The sequence below is a fragment of the Caballeronia sp. BCC1704 genome (assembly GCF_902833455.1).
In the GTDB taxonomy this organism is placed as follows: Bacteria; Pseudomonadota; Gammaproteobacteria; order Burkholderiales; family Burkholderiaceae; genus Caballeronia.
On the sequence record NZ_CADFFT010000003.1, the window covers coordinates 75,507 to 94,726 of the forward strand.

Below are 19,220 nucleotides of genomic sequence, written 5' to 3' on the forward strand. Positions count from 1 at the left end.
GCTGTGCACGGGGCGATGTCAGTTCGACACGGCGCTCGACAGTCATGCGCGGCTGCTCAAGAAGCGCGAGCGCATGGGCTTGAGCACCAGAATGGCGAGGACCGCTGTCACGATGTCCAACGTGATGCCGACGGTGAAAACCGGCACCCAGCTACCCGCATGCTGATGCAGCAGGGCAGCCAGCGGCCCGCCGAAGATCGAGCCGATGCCCTGCGAGATATACAGCCAACCGTAGTTCTCGGTGGCGTGGCGCGTGCCGAAAGTATCGGTGAGCGTCGACGGAAACAGCGAGAAGATTTCGCCCCAGCCGAAGAACACCACGCCCGACAGCAGTACGAACAGCACGGCGTTGTCGCGCGTCATGAGCCACAGCGCCATCGCCACGCCTTCGAGCGCGAAGGCGAAGAACATCGTGTTTTCGCGGCCATATTTATCTGAAACGAGGCCGAAGAGCGGGCGCGTCAGACCGTTGGTGAAGCGGTCGATGGTCAGCGCGAGCGGCAGCGCGGCCATGCCGAAGACGACGACCTTCGTGATGCCGAAGTCCGCCGCGAAGGTGGCCATCTGCGAGGTGACCATGAGACCCGAGGTCGACATCATCGTCATCATGGCGAACATCAGCCAGAAGAGCGGCGACTTGATCATTTGCGAAGGGCGCAGATTGCGCGCGTCCGAAGCGGCGATGGCCGATGCCTTCGCAGGCGTTGCGTCGCGCGGTACGCGCAAGCCCTGCGATGCGACGAAGCCGACCACCGCGAACGCGATGCCGTAGAGCCAGAGCGTTGCATCGATTCCGCGCGCTGCCAACGATGCCGAGATCGGGAACGTCGTCACGATCGCGCCCATGCCATAGCCCGCGGCCACCGCGCCCGCAGCGAAGCCGCGTCGGTCCGGGAACCAGCGCACCATCAAGCCGACCACGCCGACATACACGATGCCCGTGCCGAGACCGCCCACGAGACCGTAGGTGAGATAGAGCATGGGTGTGCTCGTCGCCATCGACGACAGTACCCAGCTCAGGCCCGACATGACCGTGCCGAGCGAGATCAAGAGGCGCGGACCAAAGCGGTCGATGAGCTTGCCCTGAAACGGCGAAAAGAACGTCTGCAAAATGATGAGCAGCGAGAAGGTGATTTGCAGTTCCGGCAGCGGCACGCCGAGCTTGGCCGATAGCGGTTTGGTCAGCAGCGTCCATACGTATTGCGGACTGGAAATCGACATCATGCAGATGAGGCCGAGGCCGAGCTGAAGCCAGCGGTGATGTGTCGTGCTCGCGGACGCACCTGCGTCTTCCTGCAGTGTCTCGATGCGTGCGTTCATGTGCGTTCCCCGATATGTGCGGATAAAAAGAATGAGTTGTGCCCTCCGATCCGACTAAAGCGGCCCGGAAAGCGATTAAGGCAATGGAGGGTTATGCGTTACGTGCGCGCGGCTGCTCCTTCACTGCGCGGATCGACGTCGGCTCTGCGCGTTTGCTTAGCATGACGAATGATGCCGTGCGAATGGCGCGTCGCTTCGTCGTATCGACCGGCGTCGATGACCTTCGAGGAGAAGCGCGATTCCAGGTTCAACGAATCGGTCGATCGATTCCGCTCGCGGCGCGGCGCGCCGATCGCGTTGTCGTCTGCGGACACAGTGAGCGCGTACGGTGCGACCGCCACGCCACGCGAGCGGCATGTCGGACTGAGTTGATGGGCCGCGATGTCCGCGTGCTCCGAAAGCATTGATCTATTCCTCGTACACAACGAGAACCGGCAAGGCGAGATCCGTGCCAGCGCATGGTGAAAACCCTGAGGGCGTCATTGCACAAGGGTTCGGGCGGCTATCACCGGTTCGAAGCGGCCCCGCGCGATGCCGTCAGATGGTGCGCCGAGGCTTTGCCAGTGCGTGCGCGGTGGCGACGCGCCCCGGCGCGGTGCGCGCGGTATCGATCGGCGCGAAAGAACTCGGGAATCAAGCCATATTCATGCAGGACGGAGATTTGCCGCGGGAGCAGTCTGCCTGTTTTGAGGATCTGCCGCTTACCGCGAGACAACGCGTGCGGCCGCTCTCACTGCGTCTCACAGGCGCATCGGCGAGCACACGAGCTAAAGCTTCGCGAGACCGTGCCGTAATCAGAACGACACGTTGTCAGTGCCGATCCCGATGAATTTCATCTAACGTCCACAGAGCATATACAGAGATGTCTGTTGCATTGGAGCTAGCTCACAGCGCATGGTACGAAGCGCCGGGGACATTGGCGCGCTTTCTAGGCGATGCCATCGCAGCGGAGTTGCGGCATCTGCGTCCCGGAGGCGCGACGCCAGAACAGTTTCCCTGGCCGCTCGAACTCAGTATGGGAGAAGACGGACTCGGTCTTGATTCCATCGAACGGCTTTCCGTTGCGACGACCCTTTCGGAGCTGACTCAACTGCACAAGAGCGGACTTGACGAAGTGCTCTTGAACCAGCGCTGCTTCGGCGACTGGCTGGACGTCGTCGCGAGAGGACTGAAGCAGTACAGCGCCCAACTGGTTTTTCGCACATCGGGCTCGACGGGCAGACCCAAAACATGCGTCCACGCATTAGCCGACCTTCAACGAGAGGCAGAATACCTTGCCGAAAGCCTCGTCGGAACGCGCCGAATCATTTCGGCGGTGCCAGCGCATCACATCTACGGCTTTCTCTTCACTGTGCTGTTGCCGTTGCACTTGGATGGTATCGAAGTCATCGACGTCCGGCATGTGACGCCGTCTGCCTTGCCGCGCATGATGGCATCGGGCGACCTGCTCGTCAGTCATCCGGCGCATTTGGCGCTGGTTGCGCGCTTCGCAGGCGAGATTCCTCGTGGCGTATCGGCGTTGACATCGACTGCTCCATGCCCGCCGCAACTCGCGCAAGCCCTCACCATCGGAGGGGCGTTTGACCGCGTGCTGGAGATATACGGGAGCTCGGAAACGGCTGGCGTCGGTATGCGTGAGGTCCCTGCGCCGGCCTTTCAGTTGATGCCCTTCTGGACGCGAGACGAAGCGGACGCCAGTCGACTCGTTCGCGTGGAGCATGACGGGCACGAAAAAAGCGTGGCGCTGCAAGACCGCGTGGAATGGGTAACCGACCATAGCTTCGTCGTCTGTGGCCGAATCGACGACGCCGTGCAGGTGGCGGGCACGAACGTCTTCCCGGCGCGGGTGCGTGAAGTGCTGTTGCAGCATCCTGACGTCGCTGATGCCGCCGTCCGCTTAATGGACCCGAGCGAGGGCGCGCGACTGAAGGCTTTCGTTGTTCCGGCAGCGGGTGTCGGCATTGAACGGCTTTGCATCGAACTCGATCGATGGGCAGTGTCCCGACTGTCCGCGCCAGAGCGGCCTAAGGCTTTTACGTTCGGCGAGCGACTTCCTGTCAGTGACAGCGGCAAGCGCTGCAACTGGAGCCTGTAACGGCCAGAACGATAAAGTATTCCGAGTTTCTGCCGTTATAGCCTGCGAGCGACGCCCCTTTATGCGGAGACAAGATCAATGGCTGACCCGTTTACTTTCAAGCACACGTTCGATTCAGTTCTATTCGACGACCTCGTCGCAGCCGGTGAGCCCGAGCTCGATGAACTCGAGTTCGGTCTGATAGGCTTCGACGCGACTTATGCCGTGACTCACTACAACGCAGTCGAATCATCGAGCGCGGGTCTGAGCGCCACTCGCGTTCTCGGCAGACATCTGTTCGAAGAAGTCGCGCCGTGCATGAACAACTTCATGGTGGCGCAACGGTTCGAGGATGAAGCCGAACTCGACGAAGTGCTGCCGTACGTTTTGACGCTGCGCATGAGGCCGACGCCCGTGCAGCTTAGGCTTATGAAGTCCAGCCGCAGCGAAACCCGCTTTCTTCTCGTGCAACGTCAGACCGGCAAGTGAACGTCATGACCACCGTGGAAGGCGCATTGGAAGCGGAGCACGAGGCGCTGCTGTCGTTCATGTATATGTCACCCATCGGCATCGTCCGTAGTGGCCTGAATGGCGATGTGGACATGCTCAATCCGGTCGCCGTCCAGTTGCTCATGCCGCTTGCCGGGCGCATGGGCGTCGGTAACGTCTTCGAGAGCCTGACTAACGTCGCGCCGGAGTTGCGCAATCTCGTGTCGAGTTTTCCGGCCGAGCGAGGGCGGGTTTGCGAGGGCCATCGAATCGTGATCGCGCCCAGTGCCGATCGCCCGATGGTACTGTCGTGCAGCATCATCAAGGTCAACGGCAGTACTTTGATGATGACGCTCTCCGACATCTCCCGTCAGGTCGAGGCCGAACGACGCGCGAGACAGCATGAGTCGTGGCTCGCGGGCATCTATACGAGCGTCAACGATTTCGCCTTCTTCACGCTCGATGCCGCTGGCCGTATCGACAGCTGGAATGCTTCCGTCGAGCAGCTCACGGGCTTCGGCGCGGAAGAAGTGCTTGGCCATACGCTCGACCTCTTTTACGCGCCCGAGGCTGTGGATCCGTATTGCAGCCCCGAGCACATTTCGCTGACGCGCGAGGAGGGTTGGCATATTCAGGAGCGTTGGTGCGAAAGCAAGCAGGGCCGCCGCTATGCCGCGCAAATCCTGGTTGCCGTCTCGCGAGAAGACGATGCGGACATCGCGGGATATTCCGTCGTCGTACGCGACGTCTCCGAACGCAAGATATCGAGCGACGAACTCACTCGCCTTCTCACGACCGATCACTTAACCGGCGCGGTCAATCGCGCGCATTTCTTCAAGCTCGCGGAGAAGGAGCTTGCGAGAACGAGGCGACTGGGCAAGGACTTGTCCGTCGTGATGATCGATGCCGACCATTTCAAGCGAATCAACGACACCGCCGGACATCAAGCGGGAGACCTCGTTCTGACGCAGATCGTTCAGAAGGCGAAAGCGCATTTGCGGTCGATCGACCTGCTGGCCCGACTCGGAGGCGAAGAGTTCTGCCTAATGCTTCCGGGAATTTCTCGCCAAGAGGCGCTTGTCATCGCTCAACGCGTGCGCGCAACGATTGCGGACGGCGACATCGATACAGGCGCCGGCCCGATACGAGTGACGGTCAGTGCGGGCATTGCCTCGGTAACCGATGCGACGTCTTGCGTGAACGACTTGCTTGCCGCAGCCGACAAGGCACTGTATGCGGCCAAGGCAGCCGGTCGGAACCGCGTGGAACTCGGTTAAGGGCAGGCACTCTTTGTGCGCTTATCTTTGCGCAATCGTCCCTGGCATGTCTGTTTGGTCGTCGAGGAACCTAAGAAGCTCGACGCATGAGAATGAGTGAAAATCAATGCAACGGCGTAGCGGTGTCACGCCACGCATCCCAAGATAGCGTCACATCGCGCGGCGCGACAAGCGAGGAAGCTCTCTGCGAGCAGCCCGTGGAGGAGGCTATCAAGTCTTCGGTCGACTCGGTGTCCGCGAACGAAGCATTGATGGAGTTTCTCTATCGGGCGCCGATAGGGCTCTTGCAGATCTCCGCGCTCGGTGTGATCGAGATGATCAACCCGATGTCGGCCCGCTTGCTGATGCCGCTGTCGCCGGATGGCAACCTCGTTAACCTCTTCGACGTGCTGGAAACGATCGCGCCGCAATTCAGGCGCATGGTCCAGGAATACGAGGCGCCTGCGGGACCGGTGTGCGATGCGGTTCGCATCACGGTTCCGCGCGCTTCCAGAAACACGCTTGCCCCACAGGTCCTGTCGGTCAGTTTGCTCAAGCTCGACCAGAACCACCTGATGGCCATGGTGAGCGATGTCACCCTGGAGTCGCAGCGCGAACAGTCTATTCTGGACAAGAAGCTCGGGGAGGCCGCACGCCGGGACAAGCTGACCAAGATGCCGAACCGCACGTCCATCTGCGAGTTCATTCAGGGTGGCGCGCAACCTCAGACTCGAAACGGACAGCGCTTTGGTGTCCTATTCATCAATTGCGATCGTTTCAAGCAGATCAACGACTCGCTCGGTCACTCCGCGGGCGACGAAGTATTGGCAGAAGTCGCCAATCGACTGATAACGACATTGGGTCTGCCCGATTCGCAGAGCGGCCAACATGACAGCGGCCTGCTCGCGGGCCGGCTCGGGGGCGATGAGTTCGTCGTCGTGATCGGCGAGCCGCGATCAGAATCGGACGTCCTCTCGCTTGCGGATCGGCTACTCAGTGTGTTGAGCGAACCCTACCGGATCGCTGGCCAACAACTGCACCTTAGCGTCAGTATCGGGATCGTTCAGTCGGCGACGTCGAGCGCGCATCCCGATGCGATACTTCAGGACGCGAGCATCGCGATGGTGGAAGCCAAACGTCGCGGCGGCGCCCGGCATGTGAGTTTCGAACCTTCCATGCACGAGCGCGCTGCGCGTCGGGCGCAGATGGAGAATGATCTGCGTCGCGCGATCGGGAATCAGGAACTCTTCGTCGTCTATCAACCGGTCGTCATGCTTGCGCCTACTGCGGACCGGTGGTCGTTCCCGCCGCATGCCGCCGCTGTCGAAGCACTGGTGCGGTGGCGTCACCCCGTGAGAGGCGTCGTGCCGCCGGTCGAATTCATCGGCGTCGCGGAGGAATGCGGCTTGATCGGCGCATTGGGCGAATACGTTCTGGATACCGCGTGCCGTCAGTTCGTCGCATGGAAAAGAGAACTGGGACGCCTGGCCCCGCGCCTCCTGGCGGTCAACCTGTCTCGCGCGCAACTGACGGACGAAGGATTCGTCGCCTATGTCTCGCGTACCCTCCGAGACAGCGGCATGAGTGCGAACGAGCTGCAACTCGAAGTGACAGAAAGCCTCGCTGCGCAGGATGAATCGGTGCAGGCTACGTTGCAACAACTCAAGTCGCTTGGACTTACCTTGGCGCTCGACGACTTCGGAACGGGTTATTCCTCGCTTTCGAGCTTGCACCAGCTACCCGTGGCTACCGTCAAGATTGATCGATCGTTCGTCAGCCAGGCAGTGCAGAGTGCGCATCATCGCGTACTGATCGAAGCAACCGTCCGCGTGGCCGCGAGCCTGAACATGAGCACGGTTGCGGAGGGCGTGGAGAGCGAAGCACAGGCATCCGTGGTCCGCTCGCTCGGCTGCGAGAAGGGCCAGGGCTATTTGTTCAGCAAGCCGGTTGTGTCGGAGGATCTCGTCGGTTGGTTGAGGAGCAAAGACGCTTGATGGCTTCCGGGCGATCGTGTGCAACGACGGTGGGATGACGCCGACAATCACGTAAAGTATCGCTCTACCTGTCTAAAGAGGACCGTCAATGCTCGTTCGCCAACTCACTCGATTCGACGCGTCATCATTCGTCTCTCTGCGGCTTGCCGGACTGAAGGAGTGTCCCGCTTCGTTCGCATCCAGCTATGAAGAGGAAGCGGGCCGCTCGCTGCATGACGTCGAGAAGCAACTGGCAGCGGAGCGAGGCGAAGGCGTGTTCGGCTCTTTCGATGAAACCCGCCTGGTCGGCGTCGCGGGCCTCGGACGTAAGCACCCGCGAAAGCTGAGTCACAAGGCGTTTGTCTGGGGCGTCTATGTCGCGCCGGAAATGAGAGGCCGAGGCATCAGCAGAGCGCTCATTGTCGAACTCATTCGATTCGCGCAACTTAGGCCCGACATCACACAAATCAACCTGACTGTGAACGCGAAGAACGAGCTTGCACTCCGGCTCTATAAGTCGTTGGGCTTTGAACCTTTCGGTATAGAGCGGAACTCGTTGTTGGTGGACGGTTGCTTTCACGACGAGGTGCACATGTCGCTGCAGATGGATCGCCGGACCGCGTCGTAGGATCGCGACGCGGGATTCGCTCGACGCCAGGTTGAAGCCGCAATCGCGCATCGGCTTCATTCGCGAAGCCTAGGCAGCCGCTTGCTCACCGACCTGTAACGCGCCGAACCTCTCGGACACCTTTCGATCGAGGTCGATGAGTCGATAGCTGATCCGGCTCGGTTCGATCATCGTTACGATCTGGTACGTGCCGCCCGTTTCAGGGTCGAAGGCTCGCGAAATCTGCGTCGCGTCGGTCGGGCCCGACATCGTCAGCACGGCGTCGACCGCAAACGCAAGCGTGAGCCCGTCCACCACGATCACCAGCGCCTGCCGCGGCTCAGAACGCTCGATGTCGCTGCCCGCCGCCAAGTCGAGGATCACGAGCTCGATTAAGTCGTTGCGCCAGTTGATGAGTCCAAGGCTCGCTTGGTCTACGCCGCCGCGCACTTCAACCTTGGGATTCGTCACGATTCCGGCCACGTGTTCGATATTCGTCGCGTAAGGACGTCCCGCCACCGAGAAGACAATGTAGGAACCGGTATAGGCCGCTGCTGCATTCATCGCGGCCGAGCCCTTCTGCGGCGCTGCGGTGCGCGGTAGATGCATCAGGCGTCCGCTGCTGGAAAGCGCTTCCGGGTTCAGGATCAGCGCCGTTCTGCTTCGAGAGGTACCGATAGCGCCCAAGAAGAATCCGGGTTGAGCAAAGGCAGCGGGCGACACCGGCCGTATGTCCTTAGGCGCCAGCAGTACCAGTTCTGAAAGCTCATCAACGGCGAAACCGGTCACGCGGTCACCGTGTGCGAGGACGAGCAAGTACTTGCCTTCTCCCGTTTCGCGCTGGGGAAGGCCCAATACCGAAGGAAGGTCCATCACGGCCAGATCCGCCCCCAGCCAATGCGCGACACCCAGGAATGTGGTGTTGCCCGGACTCGGCTGCTGAAGCTCGGGCATAGGAATGACACATCGGACGGCGAGCGCGTCGACGCCGAGCAAATGCTCGCCGCAACGTACGATCGCGTGCTGCCTGCGTCGCGACTTCTCATCCTCGTTCGAGCTAGCTCGTGGGCTTTCAGAGTCGCGCAGCAGAACCGCCTTGCGCGCAGCCCTTCCCGCCGTTGCTTCGTATAACTTATCAACGTTCGCAATGCCGATGAGCGATGGCGGTTCTCCGAGCGCGGCCAACACAGGAAAGAGGCCCGCTGCGGATTCATCGTCTGGCGCCAGCGTAATCAAGCTATCTCGTTCGATCGTTTCGGTTTTCCCGACTGCATCGACTTCGATACCAAAGACGGCATCGCCGTGGCGCAGCACGATGACGTGTCGCGCTGGCGCGCGCGCTGTCTCATCGGGGCAGATAAGTGCGTAGGTATCGAGCGTGGCAACGGCGTCGCCGCGCAGCAGAAAGTATCCCTTCATGCTGGCCGGCTGACCTGGCACGTGCTGATAGGCGCACGGCGCTTCCACCGCCTCCGCGATGTGCTCGACAGGGATCCCGAAGCGGATCGAGCCGACTTGCACGACGCCGACAACAAGTGCGGACGAATCCATCATTGCGTCTGGCGGGACAGCGCGGCCACGGTGGAAGATGAACGAACCGCTGCTTCGCCGCCCGTTACCAGCGTGAGCTCGCGCAACAGTTCGGAAACGGTACGTGTGGCGGTTGCCTGCTTTTCGGTTACCTGATGGATTCCGGCGATGGTCTCGGTCGTACGGTGCACACCGGCGCGAATACGGTCGAAGCCATCGGCTGCGCGTCCGGACGTTTCGCTTCCGGTCTTGATGCGATGCACGGACTCGTCGATGTGACGACGAATCTCGTTGGTCGCTTGCGAGCAACGCTCGGCCAGCCGACGCACTTCGCTCGCGACGACCGAGAATCCCAGCCCATGCTCTCCCGCGCGCGCCGCTTCGATGGCTGCGTTGAAGGCGAGCATGTTGGTCTGCGTGGCGATCTCGCTGATGACCTTCACCACTTCGCTGATACCGGCGGAGGACTGCTCGATCTCCTTGATCGCCGACATCGATTCAGCCAGCGTACGGCCGCCCGTATCCGCCTCGGCCTGCGTTTCGGTCGCGACAGCGGTTGCCTCGCGCGTGCGCGCGGCGATGCCGTCGATGGACTGGGACAGCTCGTCGATCTTCTCGCTCATTGCGATCAGACTGGCCTGCATCCGGCGCTCGCGCTCCACTTGCGCGGTGATGTCGCTCGCGTACTTCACGATCTTGTAGGGCCGTCCAGACTCGTCGAGCACGGGGTTGTAGGTCGCCTGAAGCCACACGCGGTACCCGTGCTTCGATACGCGCTCGAAGCGCCCGGCGTGATAGTCGCCGCGGCTCAGTCGCGCCCAGAAGTCGCGGTATTCGGCCGTCGCAGTCGTCTCGGGATCGCAAAACATTCTGTGATGCTTGCCGACGATCTCGCGCAGCGTATAGCCAATCGCATCCGTGAAGTTCTGATTGGCGGCGAGAACGTTGCCTTCGAGGTCGAACTCGACCACAGCATTGGCCCGGTCGATGGCGGCCAGGCGGCCATCTCGCTCAGCGACGCCGCGTTTGAACTCGGTGATGTCGGAGGCGAATTTCACGATCTTGATGAGCCGGCCGTCCGAGCTATAGATCGGGTTGTACGTCGCCTGAATCCATACTTCGCGCCCGCCCTTCGCGATGCGCTTGTACTGCCCGGCGTCATACTCGCCGCGCCCGAGCTTTTCCCAGAACGAGCGATAAGCGTCCGTATTCAGATACGACGGCTCGCAGAACATCCGGTGATGCTGGCCCTTCACTTCTTCGAGGCTGTAGCCCATCAGATGCAGGAACAGGTCGTTCGCCGCAAGGACGTGGCCATGCAGATCGAATTCGATGACAGCTTGAGCGCGTTCCATCGCCCGCACCTTGCCGGCGTGATCGTCGGCGAGCGTGCGCGCGCCGGTAATGTCGGTGGCGACCTTCACGATCTTCTGGACATTGCCGCTTTCGTCGAGAACAGGCGTATACGAGCCGTGAATCCAGACTTCCGAGCGCGTCTTGTTCAGGCGTCTGAATTCGCCGCTCGCTTCGCGTCCGGACGCGAGCATGATCCAGAAGTCCTGATATGCCTGACTGTTGGCGTATGCGGCGTCGCAGAAGATGCGGTGGTGCGATCCGACCACCTCATCGGCCCGGTAGCCCATCAACGTCAGGAAATTGGCATTCGCGCGCAGAATCACGCCGTCGGGCGAGAATTCGACGACGGCTCGCTCTTTCTCTGTGGTGGCCCACAAGGAGCGCAATTCCGCGAGGGGCTTCTGACCGGCTGCTGCCGCGTTCGACGCGCATGCGGTGAGGGAGGGTTCGGCGTTCGGGTTCATGGTTCGAGTCTTTCCAGAGCGTGCTCGATGGCTGTCAGGGCTTAGGCGGCTTAGCCTTTTGTTAGCGGCACCATGACGCCCGATCTTTAGCCGTATCGTGGAAAGAAAGCGCTCAAGTATGCGTCCGGTTCTGCCGACAAGACATCGATCAAAGACCTATCCTTAGCCCAACGAGTAACGATGTCCGAGTATCCGGTTTTATATAACGAAGAAGACAGACTTGATGCAGTCGCGCAATGCGGCTTGCTCGACACGCCCGACGATCCCCGGCTCGACCGCATCACGCGGCTTGCGGCTTACGTCACGGCGTGTCCGATCGCGCTGGTGTCGATCGTTGCCGCGCACCGGCAATGGTTCAAGTCGCGGCACGGGCTCGCGGTTAGGCAAACGCCTCGTGATGTCGCCTTCTGCAACTATGCGCTCGTCGAGCCGGGCATCTTCGTGGTCGAAGATGCCACGAAAGATGATCGCTTTCGAATGAACGCACTCGTGACGGGCGACCCGGGCATCCGGTTCTATGCGGGCATCGCGATCACCGGGGCGAGTGGCCACCGTTTGGGCACCTTATGCGTCATCGACACATCTCCTCGGGCGCTGTCGCCTGTCCAAAGGCGCTTGTTCGAGGATCTCGCGGGCTGCGCCGCCGACGTTTTGCGCGTGGTCGAAGCTGAAGTGACCGCGCGGTAAGAGAGCGGCAAGCGATCGACGAAGCAAAGCGCGGCAGTCTCATAGACGGCGCGCGCTCGTCGCGCGGCTGATACGCTACGTCTTTCCCACGCATAGGAAGGACCGCCGTGTTGAAGATCGATCCCGCCCGCCTCATGAACGACCTCGAGCACCTGCGCAGCTTCGGCGCGACGGGTACGGGCGTCGTGCGTCTTTCGCTCTCGCCGGTGGATATGGACGCGCGCCGCTGGCTGGCGCAGCGCATGAACGAGGCCGGGCTCGATGTATCGATCGACGGCGTGGGCAACGTGTTCGGCCGCTCGCGCAACGACGGCCCGGCGTTGCTGATCGGCTCGCATACCGACACCCAGCCGACCGGCGGCTGGCTCGACGGCGCGCTCGGCGTGATCTACGGCCTCGAAATCGCCCGCGCGCTTGGCGAGTGCGATGCGACGCGCCATCTCGCCGTGGACGTCGCATCGTGGATCGACGAGGAAGGCACGTTCTCGGGCTTTCTCGGCAGCCGCAGCTTCGTCGGCGAACCCGTCGACGAGGCGATTGTGAGCGCGCGCAATCGCGAAGGCGTTCTGCTCGGCGACGCGCTTGCACAGGCCGGCATCGCGGACGCGCCGCGCGCACGCATCGACCGCGCGCGTCACAAGGCGTACATGGAGCCGCATATCGAGCAGGGCGGCCGGCTGGAGGCGCATGGCCATGCCATCGGCGTGGTGACGACGATCGTCGGCATACGCGAGCTCCGGCTGCGCTTCACGGGGCAGCGCAATCATGCGGGGACGACGCCGATGTCGATCCGCCGCGACGCGGGCGCGGGGCTCGTCGCGTTCATTGCGCGAATGAACGAAGCATTCGAGCGGCTTGCGGATGCCGATACCGTGTGGACGGTCGGGCGCATCGATCTTGATCCGGGATCGTTCAGCGTGGTGCCGGGTTCCGCCGACATGTACCTGCAATTCCGCGACGCCGACGCGCAACGCCTCACCGCAATGGAAGCCGCGCTCGCCGAACTGATCCGCGACTTCAACGCGCAAGAAAAGGTGAGCGTCGACATACGCGACATCGAGCCGCCCGAAGAGCCGGTCACGATGGACGCGGCGCTGCAAGCCCACCTCGCCGATGCAGCGGAAGCGCTCGCGCCGGGGCAATGGGAGCGCATGCCGAGCGGTGCGTCACACGACGCGCAGGTGCTGGCGCATCATCTGCCCGCGTGCATGCTGTTCGTGCCGAGCATCGGCGGAGTCAGCCATGACTTCATCGAGGATACGGCGGAGGCGCATATCGTACTGGGTTGCGAAGTCGCGGCGCGCGCGGCGGCGGAGATTCTGCAAAGGATGCGGGGATAGGCGGCAGCACCAGCGCAAGCCCGGTTAGAACTGATACACCTCAGCCGGATTCTCGACAAGAATCCTGCGCCGCGTTTCGTCCCCCGCGACGAGCTCCATCGCCCACTCGAGCATGCGCGCGTCCTCAGGCACCGGCCGCACATTCGGATGCGGCCAGTTGGATGCCCACAGTCCCCGCTCCGGATACCGCGACGACAGATCGCTCACGAGCCACGCCACATCGTCGAATGCGGGCGGACCGACGCGCGAACTTTCGTACGGCGCAGATAGTTTGATCCAGCAACGCCCGCCATCCAGCAAACGGCACAGCGACGCGAAGCCTTCGCTCGTCAGCGTGACAGGCGCGAGAAACTTGCCGATATGGTCGATCACGACCCGGGACGCGAGACGCGACAACATCGGCTCATGGCGCGGCAGCGCATGCCCGTCGAGTTGCAGATCGATGTGCCAGCCGAGTGGCGCGATGCGCGCGGACATCTCCGCGAGCGCGTCCCACGGCAAAACGCCGCCCGGGAGCATCATGAAGCGCACGCCACGAATGCCCGCGTCATGCAGACGCTGCAATTCGTCTTCGCCGACATCCGGCGGCACGACGGCGACGCCGCGCGCGCCGCTGCCCAGTTCGGCTATCGCCGCGAGCGTGCAGCGATTGTCGAAGCCATAACCGGTTGGCTGCACGACGATCGCGCGGGACAGGCCAAGCGCGCGCTGCACTCGCGCATACGCGGACGCAGGCGCCGGTGGCGGAATGAACGTCGCGCTCGCGGCGAGCGGATAGCCTTCTTCGTACACGTGAATGTGGCAATCGCACGCGCCGTCGAAAGGTAGCGGCGACGTCATCGCGCATCCGCCGGAACGTCGATGCCCGCGTGGCCCCAGCGCGCCAGCCGGAACGCGTGCGCCGCATTCACCGCGCCGACCGGCATGCGACCGTTGAACAGCGATTCGGTCTGAGCGACCGTCTCCATCGACTGATGCTCGATCGCGCCCGGCGTCAAGCCACCGACATGAGGCGCCGCGATCACACGCGGATGCGCAGCCAGCCGGGGCGACGGCATCTGATCCGGCGCGCGCCCGACGTCGAGCGCGCATCCCGCGATGCGTCCGCTCTCCAGCGCGGCGAAGAGCGCGGCGTCATCGACCAGTTCACCGCGCGCCGCGTTGATGAAATACGCATCGGGCTTCATCGCGGCGAAGGCGCGCGCATCCATCAGATTCGCGGTCTGCTCGTTCGCGGGCGCGAGACACACGACGAAATCGGACTGCGCGAGCAAGGCGTCCAGATCGACCGCGCGCACGCGGGCATCGTCGATTCGCGCGTAAGGATCGGACACGATCACGCGCATCCCGAAAGCGAGCGCAAGCTCGCACAGATAACGCGATATCTGTCCGTATCCGATCACGCCGAGCGTGCTGCCGCGCAATTCGCGGCCCATCTGCGGCACGGGCGCTTCATTGCGGTGATACGCCGATGCGTACGCGGTCGTCGCGCGCGCGAGATCGAGCATTGCGCCGATCACCCATTCGGATACCGCCGGCACGAAGCCCGCGCTCGCCTGCGTTACGAGCACGCCATGTTCGCTGGCGGCATCGACATCGACGGTGCGTATATCCACTGCGCAGCGCACGAACGCGGCGAGCTTCGGCAGCGCCTCGAACAACGCGCGCGGCGCAGGCGTCTGACGATACGCGATGACGACATCCGCATCGCGCGCCTTGTCCGCGAGTTCGGCCGTGCTCAGCTCGCGGTCTTCGGGGTTGTAGGCGACATCGGCGATCTTCGCCAGCGCCGCCGCCGCGCGGGCGCCGAAATAATGGTCCAGCATATGCCGGGGATGACTCACGAATACCTTGTTCATTTTCTGGTCCTGGATTGCTTCGTTACCGGCCTGGCGCTGCCCGGCGGCGCGACCGATTCCCGTTCGACGAGCGTGATCTCCGTGAACAGCGCCTGCTCCGATGCGGGCATCGGCTCGTCGTGCGCGCGCATCACCCGTTCGACCATCGCGGCGGCCATCGCCGGCACCGGAAGCTGCACGGTGGTGAGCGCGGGGTTCGAGATCGCCGCCAGAAAGTGCCCGTCCATGCCGACGATCGACACGTCGTCGGGCACGCGCAGCCCCGATTCGCGCAAGCCCGCCATCAGACCCAGCGCCATCAGGTCGTTGACCGCGACGATCCCGGTCGGGCGCTCGTCGTCGGCCGCCAGTCGACGCGCAAGCGCGCGGCCGTTCTCAGCGATCATCGAGTCGCCGTACTCGTTGACCGGACCGCTGTCGAGCACCTGCGCGCGCCCGGAGAGGCCCGCTTCGCCCGCAGCGGCAAGAAAGCCGTCGATCTTGTCGCGCCGGCTCATCGTCATGCCGGTCAGCGTCGCGAACGCAAGCCGCGTGTGGCCCTGTCCGATGAGATGACGTGTCGCCATGCGCGCGGCGCCGAAGTTGTCGGGCGTGACGTGATCGACGCGCGTGGCTTCGCCTTCGGTCGCGCGGCGGTCGTAACTCACGACGACCATCCCGCGTCCGGCGGCGGTTTCCAGATGGCGCTCATTGGCGAGCGATGAAATCACGATCACGCGGCGCACGCCCTGCGAGAGCAGGTCCTCGAAGAACGAAGCTTCTTTCGCCGGATCGCGATAAGTGTTGCCGATCATGACCCGATAGCCGTAACGCTCCTGCGCATAGGTTTCGACTTCGCGCGCGATATAGCCGTACATCGGATTGGCGATGGACGGCACCAGCAATCCGACGATCGGCGTCTGCCCGGTCTTCAACTGACGCGCCAGCGTGCTCGGGCGATACCGCAGCGTGCTGATGGCGGCCTGCACGCGGGCAAGCGTTTCCTGGCGCATCTGATCGATGCGGCCGTTGAGCACGTTCGACACAGTGCTCACGGACACGCCGGCTTCGCGGGCCACATCCTGAATGGTGCTCATAGCGTTGACTTCTACCGGCTACAGGCCGAGCCGGGTCGGCAACCAAAGTGAGAAAGACGGCACCAGAACCAGCGCCACCAGTGCGATGGCAAGCACCAGCAGATATTTGACCATGGGACGCGCCACCGCCTTCATGTCCGTGCCGGTGATGGCGCAGGTCGCGAACAGGCCGAGACCGACGGGCGGCGCGAAAAGGCCGAAACCCATCGCAACGACGATGACCGTGCCGAAGTGCAGAGGGTTGATGCCGAGTTGCGTCGCGATCGGCGTGAGCAGCGGCCCGAAGATGATGAGCGCGGGCGCGCCTTCCAGCACCGCGCCGAATACGATCATGATGAGCACCGAGAGCAGCAGGAACATCGTCGGGCCATACTGATGCGCGAACGCGATCATCGAATCGGACACGAGCGCGGGAATCTGCTCGATGGTCAGCGCAAACGAAACGCTGGATGCCGCCGCCACGATGAACAGAATACTGCTCGCCATCGATGCCGAGCGCACGAACACGCGCGCGATCGATTTCGGCGTCAGTTCGCGGAATGCGATCCAGCCGACGACGAGCGCATAGACCACGGCGAACGCCGATACTTCCGTCGATGTCGCGATGCCCGAAGTCACGCCCTTGCCGATCATCGCGATCATGACCAGTGCGACGAGCGCGCCGCCCAGGAGCGGCAGCCACGCGCGCGGGTGCGTCAAGGCATCCGCGAGATTGATGCGCCGGCCGCAGATCACGGCGACGATCGCGAGCGCCACGGCCAGCACCGCGGCCGGCACCACGCCTGCGAGGAACAGGCCGGCGATCGAAATGTTCGCGACGAAGCCCATGATGATCATGTTGACGCACGGCGGGATAGTCTCCGCCATCACGGCGCTGCATGCGAGCAGCGCGGCGGCTTCGTTCGGGTCTTCGCGGCTCTGGCGCACCGCAGGCATCACCACGCCGCCGACCGCCGCGATATCTGCCAGTTTCGAGCCGGACACGCCCGAGAAGAACGCGGTCGCCATGATCGTGATGAGGCCGAGTCCGCCGCGTACCCGCCCGAACATGCGCAGCAGCAGTTCGATCAGGCGCGACGACATGCCGTTCGTTTCCATCAAGAGGCCGGCGAGCACGAAGAACGGAATGGCGAGCAGTACGAAATGATCGGTACCGGCCATGACCTGCTGCGAATAGACGAGCATCGGCAAGGACGGTTCCGCGAGGAAGTAGAGCAGCGCTGAGAAGGCGAGCACGAAGCCGATCGGCACGCCGAGCACGAGTCCACCGATAAAGCCGATGGCAAGCAGCGCGCCGGGCTTCGCCGCATGACCGGGCACGAGGACGTTCCACGCAAACACCGCCGTCGCGATCGCCATGCAGCCGAGCAGCGTGCCGAGCACGAGTCGGCGCGTGCCGTTCAACGCATGCGCGAGGGCGAACACTGTCATGAACAGGCTGCCCGCGACCAGCGGATACACGTTGATCCACGCCGGCAGGCCGCTCGGCGTCATCTGCCCGTATGAATCGACGAGCAGCAGGCACGACGACACGCAAAGATTGGCGGCGACGCCCGCGATCACCCAATGGCCGGCATGCACGAGCGCCGGTTGCCAGCGCTTCGGCAGCATGCCGCGAAACAGATCGACGCCCACGTGCTGGCTTCGCCCGAGCACGGTGGCCGCGCCGAAGAAGACCAGCACGATCATCAGCGCGCGGGCGACTTCCTCGGCCCAGTCGAACGGGTCGTGCAGGAAGTAGCGATAGATCACGGAAAGGAACACCACGAGCACGTCCGCCGCGAGCACGGCCGCGCACAGATATTCGATGCCGCGCATCAGGCGCACGAGACCGCGCGCAAGCGCAGTCTCGCGGCCGAAGTCCGGCGCGGCGAGCGTGGCTTCGGGGCCGGGCGTCGCGGAGAAGGTGGTCATGGCGTCGTTCCTCCGTTCAGGCCCGGGCCGAGGCGATGGCGGTGAAAAGCGGCGCGGTCGCGGGATATTGCTTCGCGAAGCTCGCGTACAACTGCGTCTGCATTTCCTTGCGCGCGGTGTCGCGATCGGCCTGCGACATCGGGAAGAACGTCATGCCGCGCTTCTTGAGTTCCTGCTCGGCGCTGGCGGCGGTCTGGATGGCCGCGACGCGCTGCTTCGCGGTGGCGTCCTGCGCGGCCTTCTGGAACGCGGGACGCAGGTTCTCTGGGATCTTCGCGAGCGCGCGGCGGCCCATCACGACGACGAGCGGGCTGAAGACGTGCTGCGTCTGCCAGCACGACTTCACGACCTCGTCGTACTTGCTGGCGAGCACGGTGGCGCAATCGTGCTCGAAGCCGTCGACGACGCCCGTCTGCGCGGCCATGTACAGCTCGCCGATGGGAATGGGCGTCGGCACCGCGCCCATCAGCTTGAAGGTTTCCATGAACGCGGGCGTGGGCAGGACGCGCAGCTTCACGCCCTTGATGTCCGCGAGCGATTGCGTCGGCTTCTTCGTGAAGACATTTCGGCCGCCGAAGGAATAGCCCCATGTGACGACGGAGCAGCCGGCGCGCTGTTGCAGCATGCTGTCGAACGACTTGCCGACGCTGCCGTCCATCGCGCGGCCGACGTGGTCGAAACTGTCGAACACGTAGCCCAGGTCGAGCATGCCGAGCTCGGGCAGCACGGTCGCCCAGATCGACGAGCCCGTAACCATCATGTCCACCGCGCCTACCTTGACCTGCTGCACGACGTCGCTTTCCTTGCCGAGCTGATTGTTCGGGAAGTAGTCGATGCGAATCTGGTCGCCCACGCTCGCCTTCAGGTTCGCGGCGAGATTCTGGTACCAGACATAGTGCGCGGCGTTCTCGTTGGCGGGCATCGAGGACGACAACCGCAGCGCGACGGCCGGCTGCGCGCGCACGATGGCGGGAAAGCCCGCGCCCGCCGCCGCGAGCGAGGCGGCGGAGGCCGTCTGAAGGAACCGTCGCCGGGAAATCGAATGCATGGTGTGTCTCCTGATTGCCGCGTGAGCGCGGACGAGTTTGCGCGCATGCGCGCATCGGCCGCGAGGCTGTATCGATTTAGTGTATCGATACAGTAGGCGACGGGTTGTCCAACGGTCAACCGCGCGTTTTCCCGTAGGCTCGTCCGTTCTGCCGAGCGCGTTCGCCCTGAACAAACCGCTACGCGCCACAACGAACCGCGACGGTGGCCGACCCGAGATAGCAAACG

The 19,220-nt window shown here is 63.2% G+C and carries 16 protein-coding genes; 7 read left to right on the top strand and 9 right to left on the bottom strand.

Annotated features, from left to right (window positions below; all coding sequences use genetic code 11):
• Positions 1-42: 42 nt before the first annotated feature.
• Both oxlT and HWX53_RS16075 read right to left on the bottom strand, forming a co-directional pair.
• On the bottom strand, positions 43-1,320 hold the full coding sequence (gene oxlT, locus HWX53_RS16070; RefSeq protein WP_175942626.1) for an oxalate/formate MFS antiporter: 1,278 nt from the start codon (positions 1,318-1,320) through the stop codon (positions 43-45).
• Positions 1,321-1,418: 98 nt separating this feature from the next.
• A complete protein-coding gene (locus HWX53_RS16075; RefSeq protein WP_175942627.1) occupies positions 1,419-1,724 on the bottom strand; it encodes a hypothetical protein in 306 nt (101 codons plus the stop codon).
• Positions 1,725-2,182: 458 nt separating this feature from the next.
• Between HWX53_RS16075 and HWX53_RS16080 the strand changes: the two genes are divergently transcribed.
• The 5 genes from HWX53_RS16080 to HWX53_RS16100 all read left to right on the top strand — a co-directional run bounded on the left by HWX53_RS16080 (position 2,183) and on the right by HWX53_RS16100 (position 7,740).
• Positions 2,183-3,415 carry an AMP-binding protein gene (locus tag HWX53_RS16080; RefSeq protein ID WP_175942628.1) on the top strand — a complete coding sequence of 411 codons (1,233 nt, stop codon included), beginning with the start codon at positions 2,183-2,185 and terminating at the stop codon, positions 3,413-3,415.
• A gap of 78 nt (positions 3,416-3,493) precedes the next feature.
• A complete protein-coding gene (locus HWX53_RS16085) occupies positions 3,494-3,883 on the top strand; it encodes a phosphonate transporter (protein ID WP_175942629.1) in 390 nt (129 codons plus the stop codon).
• Positions 3,884-3,888: 5 nt separating this feature from the next.
• Complete coding sequence (locus HWX53_RS16090; RefSeq protein WP_175942630.1) at positions 3,889-5,160, top strand: diguanylate cyclase; 1,272 nt, start codon at positions 3,889-3,891, stop codon at positions 5,158-5,160.
• Between the two features lie 92 nt (positions 5,161-5,252).
• Positions 5,253-7,133, top strand: coding sequence for a bifunctional diguanylate cyclase/phosphodiesterase (locus tag HWX53_RS16095; RefSeq protein WP_244140149.1), 1,881 nt, complete (start codon positions 5,253-5,255; stop codon positions 7,131-7,133).
• Positions 7,134-7,221: 88 nt separating this feature from the next.
• Complete coding sequence (locus HWX53_RS16100) at positions 7,222-7,740, top strand: GNAT family protein (RefSeq protein WP_175942631.1); 519 nt, start codon at positions 7,222-7,224, stop codon at positions 7,738-7,740.
• A 69-nt stretch (positions 7,741-7,809) separates the two neighbouring features.
• On the opposite strand, the gene HWX53_RS16105 is transcribed toward HWX53_RS16100, so the two are convergent.
• Complete coding sequence (locus HWX53_RS16105) at positions 7,810-9,273, bottom strand: chemotaxis protein CheW (protein WP_175942632.1); 1,464 nt, start codon at positions 9,271-9,273, stop codon at positions 7,810-7,812.
• Positions 9,270-11,069, bottom strand: a complete 1,800-nt coding sequence (locus HWX53_RS16110) for a PAS domain-containing methyl-accepting chemotaxis protein (RefSeq protein WP_175942633.1) — start codon at positions 11,067-11,069, stop codon at positions 9,270-9,272. The genes HWX53_RS16105 and HWX53_RS16110 overlap by 4 nt, the downstream gene beginning before the upstream one ends.
• 180 nt (positions 11,070-11,249) lie before the next feature.
• Between HWX53_RS16110 and HWX53_RS16115 the strand changes: the two genes are divergently transcribed.
• Positions 11,250-11,756: a GAF domain-containing protein gene (locus HWX53_RS16115; RefSeq protein WP_175942634.1), complete on the top strand. Its 507-nt coding sequence runs from the start codon at positions 11,250-11,252 to the stop codon at positions 11,754-11,756.
• Between the two features lie 107 nt (positions 11,757-11,863).
• Complete coding sequence (locus HWX53_RS16120) at positions 11,864-13,096, top strand: Zn-dependent hydrolase (protein ID WP_175942635.1); 1,233 nt, start codon at positions 11,864-11,866, stop codon at positions 13,094-13,096.
• A 24-nt stretch (positions 13,097-13,120) separates the two neighbouring features.
• Here the strand turns inward: HWX53_RS16120 and HWX53_RS16125 are convergent, their stop codons facing one another.
• From HWX53_RS16125 to HWX53_RS16145, 5 genes are read right to left on the bottom strand one after another with little or no spacing between them, the layout of a single operon-like run.
• Positions 13,121-13,936 (bottom strand): amidohydrolase family protein, encoded by an 816-nt coding sequence (locus HWX53_RS16125; protein WP_175942636.1) that lies wholly within the window; start codon positions 13,934-13,936, stop codon positions 13,121-13,123.
• On the bottom strand, positions 13,933-14,955 hold the full coding sequence (locus tag HWX53_RS16130) for a hydroxyacid dehydrogenase (protein WP_175942637.1): 1,023 nt from the start codon (positions 14,953-14,955) through the stop codon (positions 13,933-13,935). The genes HWX53_RS16125 and HWX53_RS16130 overlap by 4 nt, the downstream gene beginning before the upstream one ends.
• Positions 14,952-16,031, bottom strand: a complete 1,080-nt coding sequence (locus tag HWX53_RS16135) for a LacI family DNA-binding transcriptional regulator (RefSeq protein ID WP_175942638.1) — start codon at positions 16,029-16,031, stop codon at positions 14,952-14,954. Before HWX53_RS16135 ends, HWX53_RS16130 begins: the two co-directional genes overlap by 4 nt.
• Before the next feature lie 18 nt (positions 16,032-16,049).
• Positions 16,050-17,945, bottom strand: coding sequence for a TRAP transporter large permease subunit (locus HWX53_RS16140; protein ID WP_175942639.1), 1,896 nt, complete (start codon positions 17,943-17,945; stop codon positions 16,050-16,052).
• A gap of 16 nt (positions 17,946-17,961) precedes the next feature.
• The gene (locus HWX53_RS16145) at positions 17,962-18,993 is read right to left on the bottom strand and encodes a TRAP transporter substrate-binding protein (protein WP_175942641.1); all 1,032 of its coding nucleotides are present in this window, start codon (positions 18,991-18,993) and stop codon (positions 17,962-17,964) included.
• Positions 18,994-19,220: the final 227 nt, after the last annotated feature.